Annotated in this window: 14 protein-coding genes; 1 reads left to right on the top strand and 13 read right to left on the bottom strand. The window is 47.1% G+C overall.

The window, feature by feature from the left end; genetic code table 11:
- Window positions 1-2: 2 nt before the first annotated feature.
- The 5 genes from cysE to MHB84_RS16470 form a co-directional block, all read right to left on the bottom strand.
- Window positions 3-668 (bottom strand): serine O-acetyltransferase, encoded by a 666-nt coding sequence (gene cysE, locus MHB84_RS16490; RefSeq protein WP_076292156.1) that lies wholly within the window; start codon window positions 666-668, stop codon window positions 3-5.
- Window positions 669-1,262: 594 nt separating this feature from the next.
- Complete coding sequence (gene gltX, locus MHB84_RS16485) at window positions 1,263-2,726, bottom strand: glutamate--tRNA ligase (RefSeq protein WP_076292154.1); 1,464 nt, start codon at window positions 2,724-2,726, stop codon at window positions 1,263-1,265.
- A gap of 33 nt (window positions 2,727-2,759) precedes the next feature.
- Window positions 2,760-3,236, bottom strand: a complete 477-nt coding sequence (ispF, locus tag MHB84_RS16480) for a 2-C-methyl-D-erythritol 2,4-cyclodiphosphate synthase (protein ID WP_053779226.1) — start codon at window positions 3,234-3,236, stop codon at window positions 2,760-2,762.
- Window positions 3,233-3,925 carry a 2-C-methyl-D-erythritol 4-phosphate cytidylyltransferase gene (gene ispD, locus MHB84_RS16475; protein ID WP_076292153.1) on the bottom strand — a complete coding sequence of 231 codons (693 nt, stop codon included), beginning with the start codon at window positions 3,923-3,925 and terminating at the stop codon, window positions 3,233-3,235. The genes ispF and ispD overlap by 4 nt, the downstream gene beginning before the upstream one ends.
- Before the next feature lie 93 nt (window positions 3,926-4,018).
- A complete protein-coding gene (locus tag MHB84_RS16470; protein ID WP_076292152.1) occupies window positions 4,019-5,104 on the bottom strand; it encodes a PIN/TRAM domain-containing protein in 1,086 nt (361 codons plus the stop codon).
- A gap of 174 nt (window positions 5,105-5,278) precedes the next feature.
- Between MHB84_RS16470 and MHB84_RS16465 the strand changes: the two genes are divergently transcribed.
- On the top strand, window positions 5,279-5,674 hold the full coding sequence (locus MHB84_RS16465) for a hypothetical protein (protein ID WP_024633611.1): 396 nt from the start codon (window positions 5,279-5,281) through the stop codon (window positions 5,672-5,674).
- A 122-nt stretch (window positions 5,675-5,796) separates the two neighbouring features.
- Here MHB84_RS16465 and pssA read toward each other — a convergent pair whose 3' ends face one another.
- The 8 genes from pssA to MHB84_RS16425 form a co-directional block, all read right to left on the bottom strand.
- Complete coding sequence (pssA, locus tag MHB84_RS16460) at window positions 5,797-6,528, bottom strand: CDP-diacylglycerol--serine O-phosphatidyltransferase (RefSeq protein WP_076292151.1); 732 nt, start codon at window positions 6,526-6,528, stop codon at window positions 5,797-5,799.
- Window positions 6,529-6,571: 43 nt separating this feature from the next.
- Window positions 6,572-7,648, bottom strand: a complete 1,077-nt coding sequence (gene disA, locus MHB84_RS16455; protein WP_076292150.1) for a DNA integrity scanning diadenylate cyclase DisA — start codon at window positions 7,646-7,648, stop codon at window positions 6,572-6,574.
- 13 nt (window positions 7,649-7,661) lie between these two features.
- Window positions 7,662-9,029, bottom strand: coding sequence for a DNA repair protein RadA (gene radA, locus MHB84_RS16450; protein ID WP_063567409.1), 1,368 nt, complete (start codon window positions 9,027-9,029; stop codon window positions 7,662-7,664).
- A 293-nt stretch (window positions 9,030-9,322) separates the two neighbouring features.
- Window positions 9,323-11,785: an ATP-dependent Clp protease ATP-binding subunit gene (locus MHB84_RS16445; protein ID WP_076292149.1), complete on the bottom strand. Its 2,463-nt coding sequence runs from the start codon at window positions 11,783-11,785 to the stop codon at window positions 9,323-9,325.
- A 187-nt stretch (window positions 11,786-11,972) separates the two neighbouring features.
- Window positions 11,973-13,043 (bottom strand): protein arginine kinase, encoded by a 1,071-nt coding sequence (locus tag MHB84_RS16440; protein ID WP_053779232.1) that lies wholly within the window; start codon window positions 13,041-13,043, stop codon window positions 11,973-11,975.
- Between the two features lie 28 nt (window positions 13,044-13,071).
- Entirely contained in the window at window positions 13,072-13,596 is a 525-nt protein-coding gene (locus tag MHB84_RS16435) for a UvrB/UvrC motif-containing protein (RefSeq protein WP_076292148.1), read from the bottom strand.
- 30 nt (window positions 13,597-13,626) lie between these two features.
- Entirely contained in the window at window positions 13,627-14,088 is a 462-nt protein-coding gene (locus tag MHB84_RS16430) for a CtsR family transcriptional regulator (protein WP_024633618.1), read from the bottom strand.
- Window positions 14,089-14,560: 472 nt separating this feature from the next.
- On the bottom strand, window positions 14,561-15,736 hold the full coding sequence (locus MHB84_RS16425; RefSeq protein ID WP_076292147.1) for a GNAT family N-acetyltransferase: 1,176 nt from the start codon (window positions 15,734-15,736) through the stop codon (window positions 14,561-14,563).
- Window positions 15,737-15,818 lie beyond the last annotated feature (82 nt).

The raw sequence follows: 15,818 nt of genomic DNA, 5'->3' as shown, positions 1-15,818 counted from the left end.
CATTATTCTATTGTACCACGGGAATACTCACTTTCACGTGTACTCTGCAGAGTACGCACTTCTTCACGCAATCGTTCGATTTCTTGCTGCATCGTGCGCAGGGAATCGATGACCGGATCGGGAAGCTGCTGATTCAGACGGTCCACCCGGCGGCCATCCTGCTTCACAATTCTGCCCGGTATGCCTACAACGGTGCTGTTCGAAGGAACTTCCTTCAGTACAACAGAGTTCGCACCAATATTACATTGATCCCCCACGCTGAAGGAACCTAGCACCTTCGCCCCGGATGAGATAACCACATTATTGCCAATTGTCGGATGTCTCTTCCCTTTTTCTTTACCCGTTCCACCAAGTGTGACCCCCTGATAGATGACAACATCATCGCCAATTTCACATGTTTCCCCAATCACGACGCCCATGCCATGGTCAATAAACAACCGATTGCCAATTGTAGCCCCGGGATGGATTTCGATGCCTGTCATAAAACGGCTGACCTGTGAAATGAACCGGGCGAAAGAAAACCATTTCCGCTTGTATAAAAAGTGTGCCACACGGTGCGCCCATATCGCATGCAGCCCCGAGTAGGTAAATACAACTTCAAACCATCCCCGGGCCGCCGGATCGTTTTCAAACACCGCCTGGATATCTGATCTGATCTTCTTAAACATGCTCGTTCCCCTCTTGTTCAGGTCTTCGTCCTCCGGCTTACCGGACGGCGCGGCCCTCATGGTAGTGTACTTCCGACTCGACCTAAATAGAAAACGCCCCTGCAGCTATTAAGCTGCAGAGGCGTTTATCGCGGTCCCACTCTGCTCGGTTCATGCCTTAACATACAAGAACTGGGAAGTTTGTTATAGCCTCCTCATATCCTTGCACAAGAATGAACCCTCAACAGTTCCGTAACGGGAACCAACCGTCACAACCTATCCTGACGTTTTCCTCTCTCCTACATAACGAGAGGCGGGGCCGGATTCGGCTATGCAGCTCACGGGTGCATTTCGACTGACGGACAGCGGATGGCTCACAGCCACCGCAGCAAAGAATCCTGTTCTTTACTGCGGGGCCATCCTCTCTGAATCTGTCCGGTTCAGCCTACTTCTCCCGGTCTTTGCTGTTTTTATGATGAATGATAAAATCATACCATTTAACCTTTGTGTTGCTATTATAGCGAAAAGGTTATGGACTGACAACAATCTTCCTTCATATCGGTATAAACGAAGTTCTATCCATAAGTCCAAAGTAGACTCTAAAAGGGGCGTTTCTTATGCACCTTTTACCTGAGCATGCAATCGATCAATCACCGTATCACGACCAAGCAGTACAATCGTTTGGTTCAGATCACGGCCATGAGTCTGTCCTGTCAGAGCTACACGAATCGGCATAAACAACTGTTTACCCTTAAATCCGGTCTCTTTCTGAACTTCTTTGATCAGCGCAGCCATTTTGCTTGGTGTAAATTCGTCGCTAGCCTGTACTTTATCAGCAAATGCCTTCAGAACGGTTGGTACCTGCTCCTCAGCCAGTACAGCAGCTCCTTCACTTTCCAGCTCCAGGTGGGAACGGAAGAACACTTCCGACAATTCCACGATATCGGAGGCAGAATTCATTTGCTCCTGGTAGAGATGAACAAGCGTATATGCCCATTCTTTCTGTTCAGGTGAGAGCTCAGCAGCAATACGTCCCGCCTTTTGCAGATGTGGAATTGCCATTTCGGCAATGCGATCCGGGTCCGCATTTTTGATGTAATGGTTGTTCAAGTGAGCCAGCTTGTGGGTATCAAATACCGCCGGACTCTTGGACAGACGCTTCGTATCAAAAATGGAGATTAACTGCTCCTGCGAGAAGATCTCTTCTTCGCCTTCAGGGGACCAGCCAAGCAGGGAGATGAAGTTAAACATCGCTTCAGGCAGATAGCCAAGCTGATCATATTGTTCAATAAACTGAATAACGGACTCGTCACGTTTGCTCAGCTTTTTGTGGTTTTCATTCACGATCAACGTCATATGACCGAATTGCGGCGGCTCCCAGCCAAGCGCTTCATAAATCATCAGTTGACGCGGTGTGTTAGAGATGTGATCTTCGCCACGCAGGACGTGAGAGATCTTCATCAGGTAATCATCCACAGCAACTGCATAGTTGTACGTGGGAATGCCGTCTTTTTTCACTATAACGAAGTCGCCGGATTCCTTGCTGTTGAATGAAATTGTTCCTTTGACCATGTCATCAAACGTATAGATGCGTTCTTCCGGTACACGGAAACGAATACTCGCCACACGACCTTCCGCTTCAAATGCGCTCTGTTGCTCCGGTGTCAGATCACGGTGTTTACCCGAATAACGCGGAGTTTCTCCACGTGCTGTCTGTTCCTCACGTTCCTGTTCCAGCTCTTCTTCCGTGCAGTAACAGCGGTAAGCCAGACCTTTATCCAACAGCTCCTGGGTATACTTACGATAGATATCCAAACGTTCCGTCTGACGGTATGGTCCGTACTCGCCGCCGACATCAATACTTTCGTCCCACTCGATTCCGAGCCATTTCAAGTATTTCAGCTGACTTTCCTCACCACCGGCAATGTTGCGTTTCACGTCCGTATCCTCAATACGAATAATGAATTTGCCGTTATTATGTTTGGCATACAAATAGTTAAACAGCGCCGTACGGGCGTTCCCGATATGCAGGTGTCCCGTTGGACTCGGCGCGTAGCGCACGCGAACTTCGGTGCTCATAATATCCCCTCCGTCTCTAATTGGTTGATGATATCACACGCGAACAAGGCAAACAACCGATTGGGCAGCTATTCCCTCTCCCCGTCCGGGGAATCCGAGTTGCTCTGTTGTTGTCGCTTTGACATTCACCTGAGTTACATCCGCTTCAAGTGCCTTGGCAATAACCTCGGCCATCTGCGGAACGTAAGGTGCCATCTTCGGTTTCTGTGCAATAATGGTTGAATCGATGTTCCCCAGACGGTATCCACGATCCTTCACCAACTGCCACACATGCTCCAGCAGTTTCAGGCTATCCGCATCCTTGAACTCCGGATCGGTATCCGGGAAGTGTTTGCCAATATCCCCAAGTGCAAGCGCACCAAGAATGGCATCACTGATGGCATGCAGCAGCACGTCTGCGTCCGAGTGACCCAGCAGTCCTTTTTCATAAGGGATCGTGACCCCGCCAATAATGCATGGACGTCCCTCTACCAGTTGATGTACATCGAATCCCTGTCCTACACGTATCATCGCTTCTTCTCTCCCTTGAGCAAAAACGCGGCGTATTCCAAATCTTCCGGCGTCGTTAATTTGATATTCGTATAACTGCCTTCCACAACCTTGACCGACATTCCCTGGCGTTCAGCCAGCATTGCGTCATCTGTTCCTAGAAATCCGTCCCGGTCCGCCGATTCGTAAGCAAGTATCAGGGAAGAAAGACGAAAAGCCTGCGGGGTTTGAATGCTCCACAGACTGCTGCGGTCCGGCGTCGCCGTAACGATTCCATCCGCATTTACTTGTTTGATCGTATCCTTCACTGGAACGGCCAGTACAGCTGCTCCACCCGACATGGCGGCCTTCATACATCCCATAATCTGCTCACGGTTTATAAAAGGACGTACCCCGTCGTGAACGAGGACCCAGTCTGTCCCTAGTGCCTTAAGGCCTTCGTGGACCGAATGCTGTCTCTCTTTCCCTCCGGGGATGATACGGACATGTGATTCCAGTCGGTATTCTTTTACCCATTCCTGGCAGCGTTCAACATCGGTAGCTCCCGTGACCAGCACCATTTCGCTGACCTCGTCCATAGCCGCAAACACTTCAAGCGTATGTATGAAAACGGGCTTGTCCTGCAGCAGCAGAAACTGCTTACTCTCGGTTGTTCCCATCCGGGTCCCCCGACCTGCCGCCACAATGACAACACCCCACCCTTTATCCATGCCGCAATCCCTGCCTTGTCTGTCAGTTTACCGTTCGGAGATATAATACAGTTATATTATAAACTCTAACGATACACTACCCATCATACCGCTTTATTGGGCTTTTTCCAACAGTTTCGGCTTGGCAAAAATCATTCGTCCTGCTGACGTCTGCAGCACACTGGTCACCAGCACTTCCATCATCATGCCGATATACTCGCGTCCGCCTTCCACAACAATCATCGTGCCATCATCCAGATAGGCTACACCTTGACCGTGTTCCTTACCATCTTTGATAATCTGCACCATAATCTCCTCACCTGGCAATACCACGGGCTTAACCGCATTGGCGAGATCATTGATATTTAGCACGGATACACCTTGCAATTCACAGACCTTGTTCAAGTTGAAGTCGTTGGTGACAACTTTGCCCTGAAGAACCTTGGCGAGCTTGACCAGCTTGCTGTCCACTTCGGAAATTTCCTCGAAATCACCTTCGTAAATGAGAACTTTGACGTCCAATTCCTTCTGAATTTTATTCAGGATATCAAGCCCTCTCCGTCCTCTGTTCCGCTTGAGCAAGTCCGATGAATCGGCAATGTGCTGCAATTCCTCCAGAACAAATTCCGGGATTACAATCGTGCCCTCGATAAATCCGGTTTTGCATATATCTGCGATGCGACCATCGATAATTACACTGGTATCCAAAATTTTGTGCTCTTCCAGTCGTCTGTCTTCATCCACCTCGGGATGACCCCAACGTCCTGACATCCAGAAGGCCGCCAGATCGTCTTTCTTCGCCATGGCAAGCATATAGCCTGTATAGCTACTTACGACCGTCAGCGCCACCTGAAGCACCTCTCCGGCCGTCCCGAGCCATGCCACACAAGGATATAACAGCAAGGCCACCAACAGTCCTGCAACTGTACCCGCTGCACCTGCAGCCAATTCATTCATCGGTACTTTGGCCAAAGAATCAATACTATTATGCAGTCTGGTTGCCATTAATGTCCCACCGATGTTACACACGGACATAAACAATACAGCACCTAGTAGGGTTGATACCCCAGCCCCCAACAATCCTGCTGATTGAATCCATTCTGCCATCCAAGGGACGGATTTTCCTGCCAGATGATATGCCGTGTAGCCGAACCATGCACCGCACAATCCTGTAAAAGTTAAAATGCCTTTTTTCCACATAAGTCCCTGCACCTCCTTCAATATATCTTCATCTTTATATCCAGTATGATCCAATTCCCTGATTGCTAATCCCGCTTTTGAAGAACTTTTTGGAAATGTTGCAATCGTCAGTTGAAAGAAGGTAAATTATTGGCATATAATGAATTCAATTCATATCCCGAGGTGAGTAGCAAAATGAGTACGCTAAGTTTACAGGCTTTTCAGGATCAAGTTTCCGAGCTGTTGCTGCGTCATCGCAGCCTGATTGATGTACTGTCCAAAACAGGACAAGCCGGCGCCTCTGTCAACCGTGCCGTGTCAAAGGCCATTACCGAATGCGGCTGCATTGAGCTGCACGCCACCAAGCAGAAATATGCCCCAGAGAGCGATATTGCTCAATCAAAAGGCCTGCTGGAAACGCATGTGGAAGGTGAATTGTGCGAGAATTGCAAAGAGGTTATCAGCTCTGAACTGGGGCGGAACCTGTTTTATATGTCGGCTCTCTGCAATCTGCTGGACATCAACATGGAAGAGGTCGTAAATCACGAGTCACAGAAATGTTCGACGTTAGGGATGTTCAATTTGTCGTAAACAATACGTATTTCGTTGCAAATGGTTAAGTTACCTTATAGATTTGAAAAACAAAAATAAGCACGCATTCTCCTGTCAGGAGCGTACGTGCTTTCTTTGTATTTTCCAAAATGATGGAATGCCTAGCGATCGGAAGGACGGGAAGACTTCTCTTCTTTACGCTTTTTGGCCCGGTTGCGTGAGGCTACTGTCCGCATATTATGCTTCATCCCATATAGAGCGTATAACACCAGTGGAATAAAGATCAATTTGGACAATTGTTCTGGAAACATGACCGCCACCACGATTGCGAAGACGATAACCCAAGGTGCAATCCAGATCGCTTTGCGCGGCAGACCAACCTTTTTGAAATTGGGGTATTTCAGCGAACTTACCATCAGATAAGATAACAGCAAAGTCGCAATCATCATACTCACAGGACCGATATCCTTATTAAACAGGGACAGTGTTGCCAGAACTCCTCCGGCCGCTGGAATCGGCAAACCTGTGAAGTACCCGGGGATGCCGGGGCGAACGTTAAACCGGGCAAGCCGGATGGCTCCACAAATGGGAAAGCTTGCGGTTGCGATCCAGGCGAAAACCGGAGTTGCGTCCTGGAACGAGACCATAAATATAATTAGGGCTGGAGCTGCACCAAATGAAACCATGTCAGATAAAGAATCCAGTTCTTTACCAAACTCACTCTGGGCATTAAGTGCACGTGCCACACGGCCATCCAGACCATCCAACAACATCGCAATAATGACCAAAATGGCAGCCAAACTATAATTCCCATCAATTGCAAGCAGGATTGCCATCATTCCAAGAAACAGATTACCTAAGGTAAAGAGATTCGGAATGAATCTGGTTAACATCGTTGTTTCACCTCATTATTTTCAAGCCGTTATAGGCAAACCCTTACATTTGTCTGTCAATAAACATCTGCTCCTGCAAACGCTTGAGACCTTCCTTAATGGTACGGGCACGCACCTCTCCAATCCCGTCCACTTCGTCCAGCTCTTCAATTGTAGCCATAATGACATGAGGCAATTGTTCGAATTGATCGACCAGGTTATGGATGATGACATTCGGCAGGCGGGGTATCTTGTTTAATACCCGATATCCGCGAGGTGCAACCGAATCTTCGGACGTAGCAGCTGACGAAGGGTATCCCAGAAGACGTACAATATGATGTGCATCCAGCAATTCATCGTCCGACAATCTTTTCAGACCAACGATAATCTCACGGATTTTGTCATCACTGTCATCACGGGCATAGTCCTTATACAGTAGCCATGCTTCCTCTTCTGTTGTACCGACGAGTTCCTCCATCTGCATGGAGATGAGACGTCCCTCGTTGCCGAGTTCATGAATGTAACGCTTAATTTCCGTTTTGATGCGCATAACCATTTCCGTACGCTGAATGACATTGACCACCTCTGGAATCGTCACCAGTTCCTCGAACTCGGAGGCGCTCAGATTCGTAAGGGACTGTGTCAATACAGCTTTGTATTTCTCCAAGGTTTGAATCGCTTGATTCGCCTTGGTCAAAATAACCCCGATTTCCTTGAGGGAATACCGTAGTGTTCCTTGGTATAAGGTGATAATATTCCGGCGCTGCGATATAGATACAACTAATTTGCCTGTTTGTTTCGCGACTCGCTCAGCCGTCCGGTGACGGATCCCCGTCTCAGATGAAGAGATAGATGAGTCAGGAATGAGCTGAGTGTTGGCGTATAGGATACGCTTTAAATCCTCACTAAGGATAATGGCACCGTCCATCTTCGCGAGTTCATACAGATAGTTCGGGGAGAAATCACAGTTTATCGAAAATCCTCCATCCACTACTTCCATCACTTCAGGGCTGTATCCTACAACCAGCAGTGCACCCGTCTTGGCGCGCAGCACGTTCTCCAGACCTTCGCGGAAAGGTGTACCTGGTGCGATCAGCCTTAACAATTCGTTCATATTATCCAGTTGGCTCGAATCTTTCATCTTGTTATGCCCCCTAATCTAAAGCAACCGCTAGTGCATCTGCCACGGTATTCACACCGATCAGTTGTATCCCGCGAGGATGTTTCCAGCCCTTTAAGCTTTTTTCTGGTAAAATGACACGCTTGAAGCCCAATTTTTGAGCTTCTTTCACACGTTGTTCAGCCCGTGAAACGGCCCGAACTTCACCCGTCAAACCGATTTCCCCAAAGATGACGTCATCTGGCTTGGTCGGCACATCTCTCAAGCTAGATGCGATACTTACAGCAACCGCCAAATCCACTGCCGGCTCATCTAATCTCACGCCACCAGCTACGTTCAGATAAGCATCCTGTGTTTGCAGGAACATGCCCATCCGTTTCTCCAGTACCGCAATAATCAAATTTAATCGATGGAGATCTACCCCTGTCGCCATACGTCGAGGAGAAGGGAAATGTGTGGTTGAAATCAATGCCTGCAATTCCACAAGTAGAGGACGTGTGCCCTCCATGCTGGCAACTACGGTAGAACCCGCCACACCCAGTGGACGTTCTGACAAAAAGAGCTCAGAAGGGTTACCTACTTCACGAAGTCCATCTTCACCCATTTCAAAAATACCGATTTCATTGGTCGAACCAAAACGGTTCTTCACCGCACGTAAAAGGCGATACGTATGATGCCGCTCTCCTTCAAAATAAAGAACACAGTCCACCATATGCTCCAACATACGTGGACCGGCAATAGCACCTTCTTTCGTAACATGCCCCACAAGTACAGTTGCAATGCCTCGCCCTTTGGCGATCCGCATGAACCGTGATGTACATTCCCTTACCTGAGCTACACTGCCGGGAGCACTGGTGACTTCTGGCAGATATACGGTCTGAATGGAGTCGATGACTAGAAAATGCGGCTGGATCTGCTCCACCGCTTCCTCAACCCGCTCCATATTGGTCTCACATAGTACATATAACTCAGGAGACAGCGCACCTAGACGGTCAGCCCGCAATTTCGTTTGCTTAACTGATTCCTCACCTGAGACATATAACACGCGCAAACCTGAATGAGTCAATGCATGAGATGTCTGCAACATCAACGTTGATTTTCCGATTCCGGGGTCTCCGCCCACCAGAACGAGAGATCCTGGAACAATTCCGCCGCCCAAAACCCGGTTCAGCTCTTCAATTCCAGTCTGTACACGCGGTTCCTGACCGCTATCTATATCTATGATGGGAAGTGGTTTATCTTTACTCTCAAAAAGAGGGGAATTTCTTCCTTGTGTTTTGACCACCGTTTCGGTTTCTTCCACCATTGAATTCCAAGACTGACAACCCGGACATTTGCCGTACCATTTGGGGGCTTCATAGCCGCATTCCGTACACTGAAACTTGGTTTTAACTTTGGCCACTTCAGCACTCCTAGGATTTATTTTATAACAGCATTTTGCATTTTTCGACGAATTTTGCCTAAACTCCCTGACGTGCAGGGTTAATAAAAGTTTACCATTGTTTGAGATTTTTCGTAAAGGATTATCGCAAACTTTACACATGTTCGTAGCCAGTTCAATGTTTGTTTTCTGATAAACAACAGCTTTGGGGCTCTGACTGGCACAAAAAAACAAAAATCCTTCCCGACTAAAGTCAGAAAGGATTTTTGTTTTATATATCAGACTCATTAGTTATCTCACAAGTTAAGTGTCACTTATTTCGTTTCAATTTCCTCAGTGGAAGGAACAACAACGTCTTTTTTCGTTACAGACAATGCTCCGTTCTCTTCATCGATGAGCAACGAATCACCTTTGGTCACATTACCCGTGAGCAACTCTTCAGACAATTTGTCTTCGATATGCTTCTGGATCGCCCGACGAAGCGGACGAGCACCATAAGCTGGATCGAAGCCGGCTTTAGCAAGGAAATCCTTGGCATTGTCGGTGAGTTCGAAGTCAACCTCGTATTCACGTAGCCGTTTCCGAAGCTCCTCACTCATGAGGGTAACAATCTCTGCAATGTGTTTCTGTTCCAGAGAGTGGAACACGATAATTTCATCAATCCGGTTAAGGAACTCTGGACGGAAGCTTTTCTTCAGCTCATCCATGACTTTACCCTTCATGTTATCATAATCCGCCCCTGCATCCACAACTGCTGTGAAGCCGAGTGTAGAGTTACGTTTGATCGCTTCAGCACCCACGTTGGATGTCAGAATAATCAAAGTATTTCGGAAGTCAACAACGCGACCTTTGGAATCCGTCAGACGACCATCCTCAAGCACTTGCAGCAAGATATTAAATACTTCCGGATGTGCTTTCTCGATCTCATCGAGCAGGACGACGGAGTAAGGTTTGCGACGAACTTTCTCTGTCAGTTGTCCACCTTCTTCATATCCCACATATCCCGGAGGCGCTCCGACGAGTCGGGAAGTCGAATGCTTTTCACCATACTCTGACATATCGATCCGGATCACTGCATTTTCATCGCCAAACATGGCTTCTGCAAGTGCACGAGCGAGCTCGGTTTTACCTACCCCGGTAGGACCTAGGAAGATAAATGAACCCATCGGACGTTTCGGATCTTTCAATCCGGCCCGAGCACGACGAACTGCACGACTGACAGACTTCACAGCCTCATCTTGGCCAATGACACGTTCATGAAGAATAGACTCCAGGTTCATCAAGCGTTGTGTTTCTTCTTCTTTCAGCTTGTTCACCGGAATTCCAGTCCAGTTGGCTACCACTTGCGCGATATCCTCAGGCGTTACTTCAGAATCCGTGCGACCTTGTTTTTCTTTCCATTGGTTCTTCGTTACATCCAGCTCTTCACGGATTTTTTGTTCCGTGTCACGCAGAGCTGCTGCTTTCTCGAATTCTTGGCTTTGAACCGCTGCGTCTTTTTCCTTACGGATATCTTCGAGACGGCTTTCCAATTGTTTGAGGTTTGGTGGGATCGTGTAAGAGTTCAATCTTACTTTGGAGCCCGCCTCATCAATCAGGTCGATCGCTTTATCCGGTAGGAAACGGTCTGTAATGTACCGATCAGACAGTTTAACCGCCTGCACAATCGCTTCATCCGTAATTTTCACCCTGTGATGCGCTTCGTAACGATCACGCAAGCCGTGTAAAATCTGAATTGCTTCTTCTGGAGAAGGCTGATCCACCGTGATCGGTTGGAAACGGCGCTCCAGGGCAGCATCTTTCTCGATATATTTGCGGTATTCATCAAGTGTTGTTGCACCGATGCACTGCAATTCTCCACGGGCCAAAGCCGGTTTCAAAATGTTCGAAGCATCAATTGCACCTTCCGCTCCGCCTGCACCAATCAGGGTATGCAATTCGTCGATGAACAGGACAATGTTACCCGCTTGACGAATTTCATCCATAATTTTTTTCAAACGATCTTCGAATTCACCACGATATTTTGTACCTGCAACAACCGAACCCATATCTAATGTCATGACACGTTTGTCACGCAAAGTCTCCGGAATTTCGTTGGCGATAATTTTTTGTGCAAGTCCTTCAGCGATGGCTGTTTTACCTACACCTGGCTCACCAATCAGTACCGGGTTATTCTTGGTACGACGGCTCAGTACCTGAATAACACGTTCGATTTCTTTACTACGTCCAATCACTGGGTCCAGGTTGTTCTCTCTGGCATACGCCGTAAGGTCACGTGCCAGACTGTCCAGTGTTGGTGTGCTGACATTGGCAGGTGTACCGTTATGACTGGATACAGCTTCGCTGCTGCCAAGCAATTGCAGTACTTGTTGACGTGCCTTATTCAAGCTAATACCCAGGTTGTTCAGCACACGTGCCGCAACCCCTTCGCCTTCACGGATCAATCCGAGCAGGATATGCTCTGTGCCTACATAGGTATGGCCCAATTTGCGAGCTTCATCCATAGACAGTTCAATTACTTTTTTCGCACGAGGCGTATATGCAATGTTCGTAGGTTGCTCTTGGCCACGGCCAATCAGCGTTTCTACTTCATCTTGAATTTTTTCCAATCCGAGTCCCAGGCCGATCAGCGCTTTGGCTGCGATGCCTTCGCCTTCACGAATGAGGCCGAGCAAAATGTGCTCTGTACCGATGTTATTATGACCAAGACGGACAGCTTCTTCCTGCGCCAATGCGAGCACCTTTTGGGCCCGTTCCGTAAATCTTCCAAACATCATATCTCCTGCACCTCCATGGTTTTGGATAAAACGGGGGCTGTTAAAAGGATCCCACCGTATTCTTCATATCATTTTTGTTTGCAGCCATGCTGCGAATAAAATCATTCAGCATTCATTTATAGAAATGCTCTATTATATAAAAGCCGCAGATGCGGCGTGAAACCTTTATAAACAACTCTTGATCAACCTAAGATTGATTGGCTGCACTGATCGTATCACGGATCAACTGAGCCCGATATATGTCACGCTCATCTGTCCGCATGTCTTCCCCAAATGTTTTTTGCAAAAAGCCCGGCTGTGTCATCACATTCAACTCGTTCATCACGGTTATGGACAAGCCATCTAACAAGCCGAGATCTACGCCAAGTCGAACATCAGACAGACGCTGTGCAGCTTCCTTAGAATCGACGATGGCTGCATGGGACAGTATGCCGTATGAACGCATAACCCTGTCGGTAATTCGCAGCCTAGAGTCGGTAATTAACCGTTCTCTAGCAGTACGCTCATGCCCAATCATCTGTAAAACAACACTATGCAGGTTATCAATGACTTCTTGTTCCGTCTGCCCCAGTGTGATCTGGTTCGAGATCTGGAACAGGTTACCCATCGCCTCACTGCCTTCACCGTAAATTCCCCGTACAGTCAGTCCGACTTGGGAGACTGCCGTTAAAATGCGGCCAATCTGCTGTGTCATCACCAGAGCGGGCAAATGCATCATGACAGATGCTCTTACACCTGTACCTACATTCGTAGGACAGCTGGTTAAATATCCTCTGCGGTCATCAAAAGCATAATCCACATGCGCTTCAAAAGCATCATCTATGGCGGAAGCTTTCTCCCAGGCTTCTTTCACCTGGAACCCCGGATAGAGGCACTGGATACGAAGATGATCCTCTTCATTAATCATAATACTGACAGATTCATCCTCACTGAGAATAACCGCACCATTTCTGGATTCGTTCGCAAGACTAGGACTGATCAGATGTTTCTCTACCAGCACCCGTTTGTCAAGGTCATCGATATCAATCAGATCCAAGGTATGAAAATCTCCAAAGGCATGAACGTCATCGTATTGAAGTACTTCGCTCAGCTTATTCAGCACTTCTTCCGATTGCTCATTGGAAGCCAGCATCGGAAACGGATAATGCTGCAGGTTGCGTGCGATCCGGACCCGGCTGCTAATGACGATTTCGGAATCAGCCGCATCACTGCGCATCCAGTCGCTGAGCGCCTTCTCTGTAAAACGAAGATTAGGCATTACGCATCCCTCCTACTCATCACAAACTTTACTCCTGAGCTATTTCTTTTTCAAGTTCCCTGATCTGATCACGAATTTGAGCAGCTTCTTCAAACTCCTCTTGCGTTATGCTCTCCTGAAGATCCCGTTTCAGATCAGCAATCTGTCGTTTCACCTTGATGCGACCACCAGCTCGTGCAGGCACTTTACCCACGTGGGAAGTGCTACCATGAACCCGTTTGAATAGCGGATCCAAACGACTGTCAAAATATTTATAACATGAGCTACAGCCAAAGCGGCCAATTTTGCTAAACTGTGAATAGGTCATCCCACATTCTTCACAACGAAGGGATTGCGCAGGTGTTGCTCCTGCACTGCCATTTTTGCCTGTAGGCTCAAAATCAAGCAACCCGGACAATAAGTTATGAATGGAAAATCCGTTGGATGTTCCCGGAATCATTTCCCCTTTTTCACGAGCGCATGACTCACAAATATGGAATTCCGTTTTCTCTCCGTTCACGATTTTCGTGAAATGGAGTGTTGCCGGACGTTTGTTGCATTCTTGGCACAGCATAATGATGTACCCCCTTGATCCCGATAGTTTTCATTTACCGAGCAAAGATATTAACATCGCCTTTAACATTCTGGCACGAATTTGATCCCGGTAAGGAAGTTTGACCAATATAATCTCTCTCGATACAGCTGCCCGCATCAACCCGGCTTCCCTTTTGCTTAAGAAACGTGCTTCTTCCAGTTGGTAGATCAGACCTTCGGCAGCTGTCTGCCCGATCTCATCTCCAATACTATGGTGCAAATGGTTATGCAGAGCCGAGTGAGCCGGCAATTCAATCCGCTGTATGCGAACATAACCGCCGCCGCCACGTTTACTCTCTACAAGGTAACCTTTTTCGAGTGTAAATCGGGTGCTGATGACATAATTGATCTGGGAAGGCACACATGAAAATTGGTCAGCCAGATCATTACGTTGAATTTCGACCATTCCTTCGGGACTTTCATGCAAAATACTCTTCAGATATTGTTCGATAATATCAGAGATATTACGCATCCACTCATCCTCCACTGTCTGAAACGTTAAGTCAATAAGGACCCACACGCCCCTACAGAGTACACCTTCTCAACCCATTTAACCAATCAAGGAAACAGCGAAACTGATCTTCAACGGTCTTTAACGGGAGAGCGAAGGACGCTCGAAGGTCCTTTAATATTGCTTTTATCCGCTGATGTGCACTACCTTTAAAATGGCTCCCACCACCGGATTGCAGAAAGAAAGCTACGTAAGTATTTAACCTTTAGTTGACTTTGACTTTCTTTGACTTTATATACATTATAGCATATTTTGTGGTTTTGCCAAGAGGGAGCACTATTCATTTTTTACGATTTTACACGAAATATTCGGCTGACACAAAAAAACCTCTCCAAAATAGCTGGAGAAGTCCATTTGTCTCACACTAGCAACGTATTGCTATACAAGTTAAATCTACAAAATTGATCCTAGAATATTCGTTACTCTATGAGGATCAGAAAAAATCAAGTAAATACGTTTCCCGTTTAGGAATCGCTTGTTCCAGAGCCTTAATCGCTCCATTTGGTCCTTCAATTCTACCTATTTGAGCCATCTCTGCGGGCCTGCGATACCCCATCAGTATTGCGGTGAGCGCCTGAATGTCTACTTTAACAGTTTGATCTTTAGCAGCCGGCTCAGATGTTTTCCAAATCGAAGCTGTACCGTTCATCGCCACATTCAACTGCCATACCCCTTCATTCCATGGTGCGTGTGCATCCTCTACCTGGAGATTAATCTGTACTGGTGAGTCTGGGCTCGCAAAAGGATACTGTGAAATAAATTGTTCTACACTCACAATACGTGCCATAAAGAATGGTATAACTTCCTGCTGAATCCGCGGATTGTCTAATTGAAAAGCAAGCATATCACTGGCTGGTGCCTGTAAAGTTACTTCCTCAATCATGGAATCATGGTTCGCAATAAAGGTCCATAAACCTTGTCTTGCCTCTTCATTCAAGTAAATGATCTCTCTAATGGTAAACTTTCTTTCCTTAACCTCATATAAAACATAGCCTTGTGCTTTACCAGCTTCATCATAATATACAGCCTTCTGGCTGGCTCCATTAGTGAGAACTGAGTTCTCCCATCTCGCATCATCCCGGATCAAAGTTCCGTTATAGCGCTCAGCATACGAACTGTATACTTCCTTTAATATGCTGAGTCCCGGATCGCCACGACGAATTGTTCCAGGGGTTGCCTTTTTCGCAGGCAGATGAGCTGTAGGCACTTTATATCGTTTAAACTCAACATACGTCTCCCAACCATATCTCCGATAAAACGCAAAAGAGAACGGATGCAAAAACGATATACTTTGTTTCTTACGGTTCATTTCCTCAAGCGCATGCTTCAACAGTCCAGCTACCCAGCCTTTACGTCTATATTCTGGCCATGTCGCTACTCCCGCAATACCGCCCATCTCGAACGATCTCCCATGAATATAGGTTTGAAAAGGAATAATGTGAAGTTTGGCACCCAATTGTCCTTCCTCAAATACACCCCATATATCCTGAGAATCAAATTGACTCCGTCGCTTCTCCGTCTGTTCTTCACTCATTACCACTTGAAAAGCATACTCGGAGAGTGCCATCGCTGGCTCAAAATCATCAACGGTTAATTTCTGAATTTCCATATCGTCCTGCACCCCGTTCTCTAAGTTATGATATCTTTCAAATCATGGCCTGATACGTGATGTATGTATCCATTTATGAGTG

It is taken from the genome of Paenibacillus sp. FSL F4-0087 (assembly GCF_038020215.1).
Classification (GTDB): domain Bacteria; phylum Bacillota; class Bacilli; order Paenibacillales; family Paenibacillaceae; genus Paenibacillus; species Paenibacillus taichungensis.
The sequence above is the reverse complement of the archived record's forward strand: the minus strand, read 5'-3'. Positions and strand labels throughout refer to the sequence as shown.

Bases quoted from the DNA above. Each gene is read 5' to 3' on its own strand.
- cysE (WP_076292156.1), bottom strand. From the start codon at position 668: ATGTTTAAGAAGATCAGATCAGATATCCAGGCGGTGTTTGAAAACGAT.
- gltX (WP_076292154.1), bottom strand. From the start codon at position 2,726: ATGAGCACCGAAGTTCGCGTGCGCTACGCGCCGAGTCCAACGGGACAC.
- ispF (WP_053779226.1), bottom strand. From the start codon at position 3,236: ATGATACGTGTAGGACAGGGATTCGATGTACATCAACTGGTAGAGGGA.
- ispD (WP_076292153.1), bottom strand. From the start codon at position 3,925: ATGGATAAAGGGTGGGGTGTTGTCATTGTGGCGGCAGGTCGGGGGACC.
- MHB84_RS16470 (WP_076292152.1), bottom strand. From the start codon at position 5,104: ATGTGGAAAAAAGGCATTTTAACTTTTACAGGATTGTGCGGTGCATGG.
- MHB84_RS16465 (WP_024633611.1), top strand. From the start codon at position 5,279: ATGAGTACGCTAAGTTTACAGGCTTTTCAGGATCAAGTTTCCGAGCTG.
- pssA (WP_076292151.1), bottom strand. From the start codon at position 6,528: ATGTTAACCAGATTCATTCCGAATCTCTTTACCTTAGGTAATCTGTTT.
- disA (WP_076292150.1), bottom strand. From the start codon at position 7,648: ATGAAAGATTCGAGCCAACTGGATAATATGAACGAATTGTTAAGGCTG.
- MHB84_RS16445 (WP_076292149.1), bottom strand. From the start codon at position 11,785: ATGATGTTTGGAAGATTTACGGAACGGGCCCAAAAGGTGCTCGCATTG.
- MHB84_RS16440 (WP_053779232.1), bottom strand. From the start codon at position 13,043: ATGCCTAATCTTCGTTTTACAGAGAAGGCGCTCAGCGACTGGATGCGC.
- MHB84_RS16435 (WP_076292148.1), bottom strand. From the start codon at position 13,596: ATGCTGTGCCAAGAATGCAACAAACGTCCGGCAACACTCCATTTCACG.
- MHB84_RS16430 (WP_024633618.1), bottom strand. From the start codon at position 14,088: ATGCGTAATATCTCTGATATTATCGAACAATATCTGAAGAGTATTTTG.
- MHB84_RS16425 (WP_076292147.1), bottom strand. From the start codon at position 15,736: ATGGAAATTCAGAAATTAACCGTTGATGATTTTGAGCCAGCGATGGCA.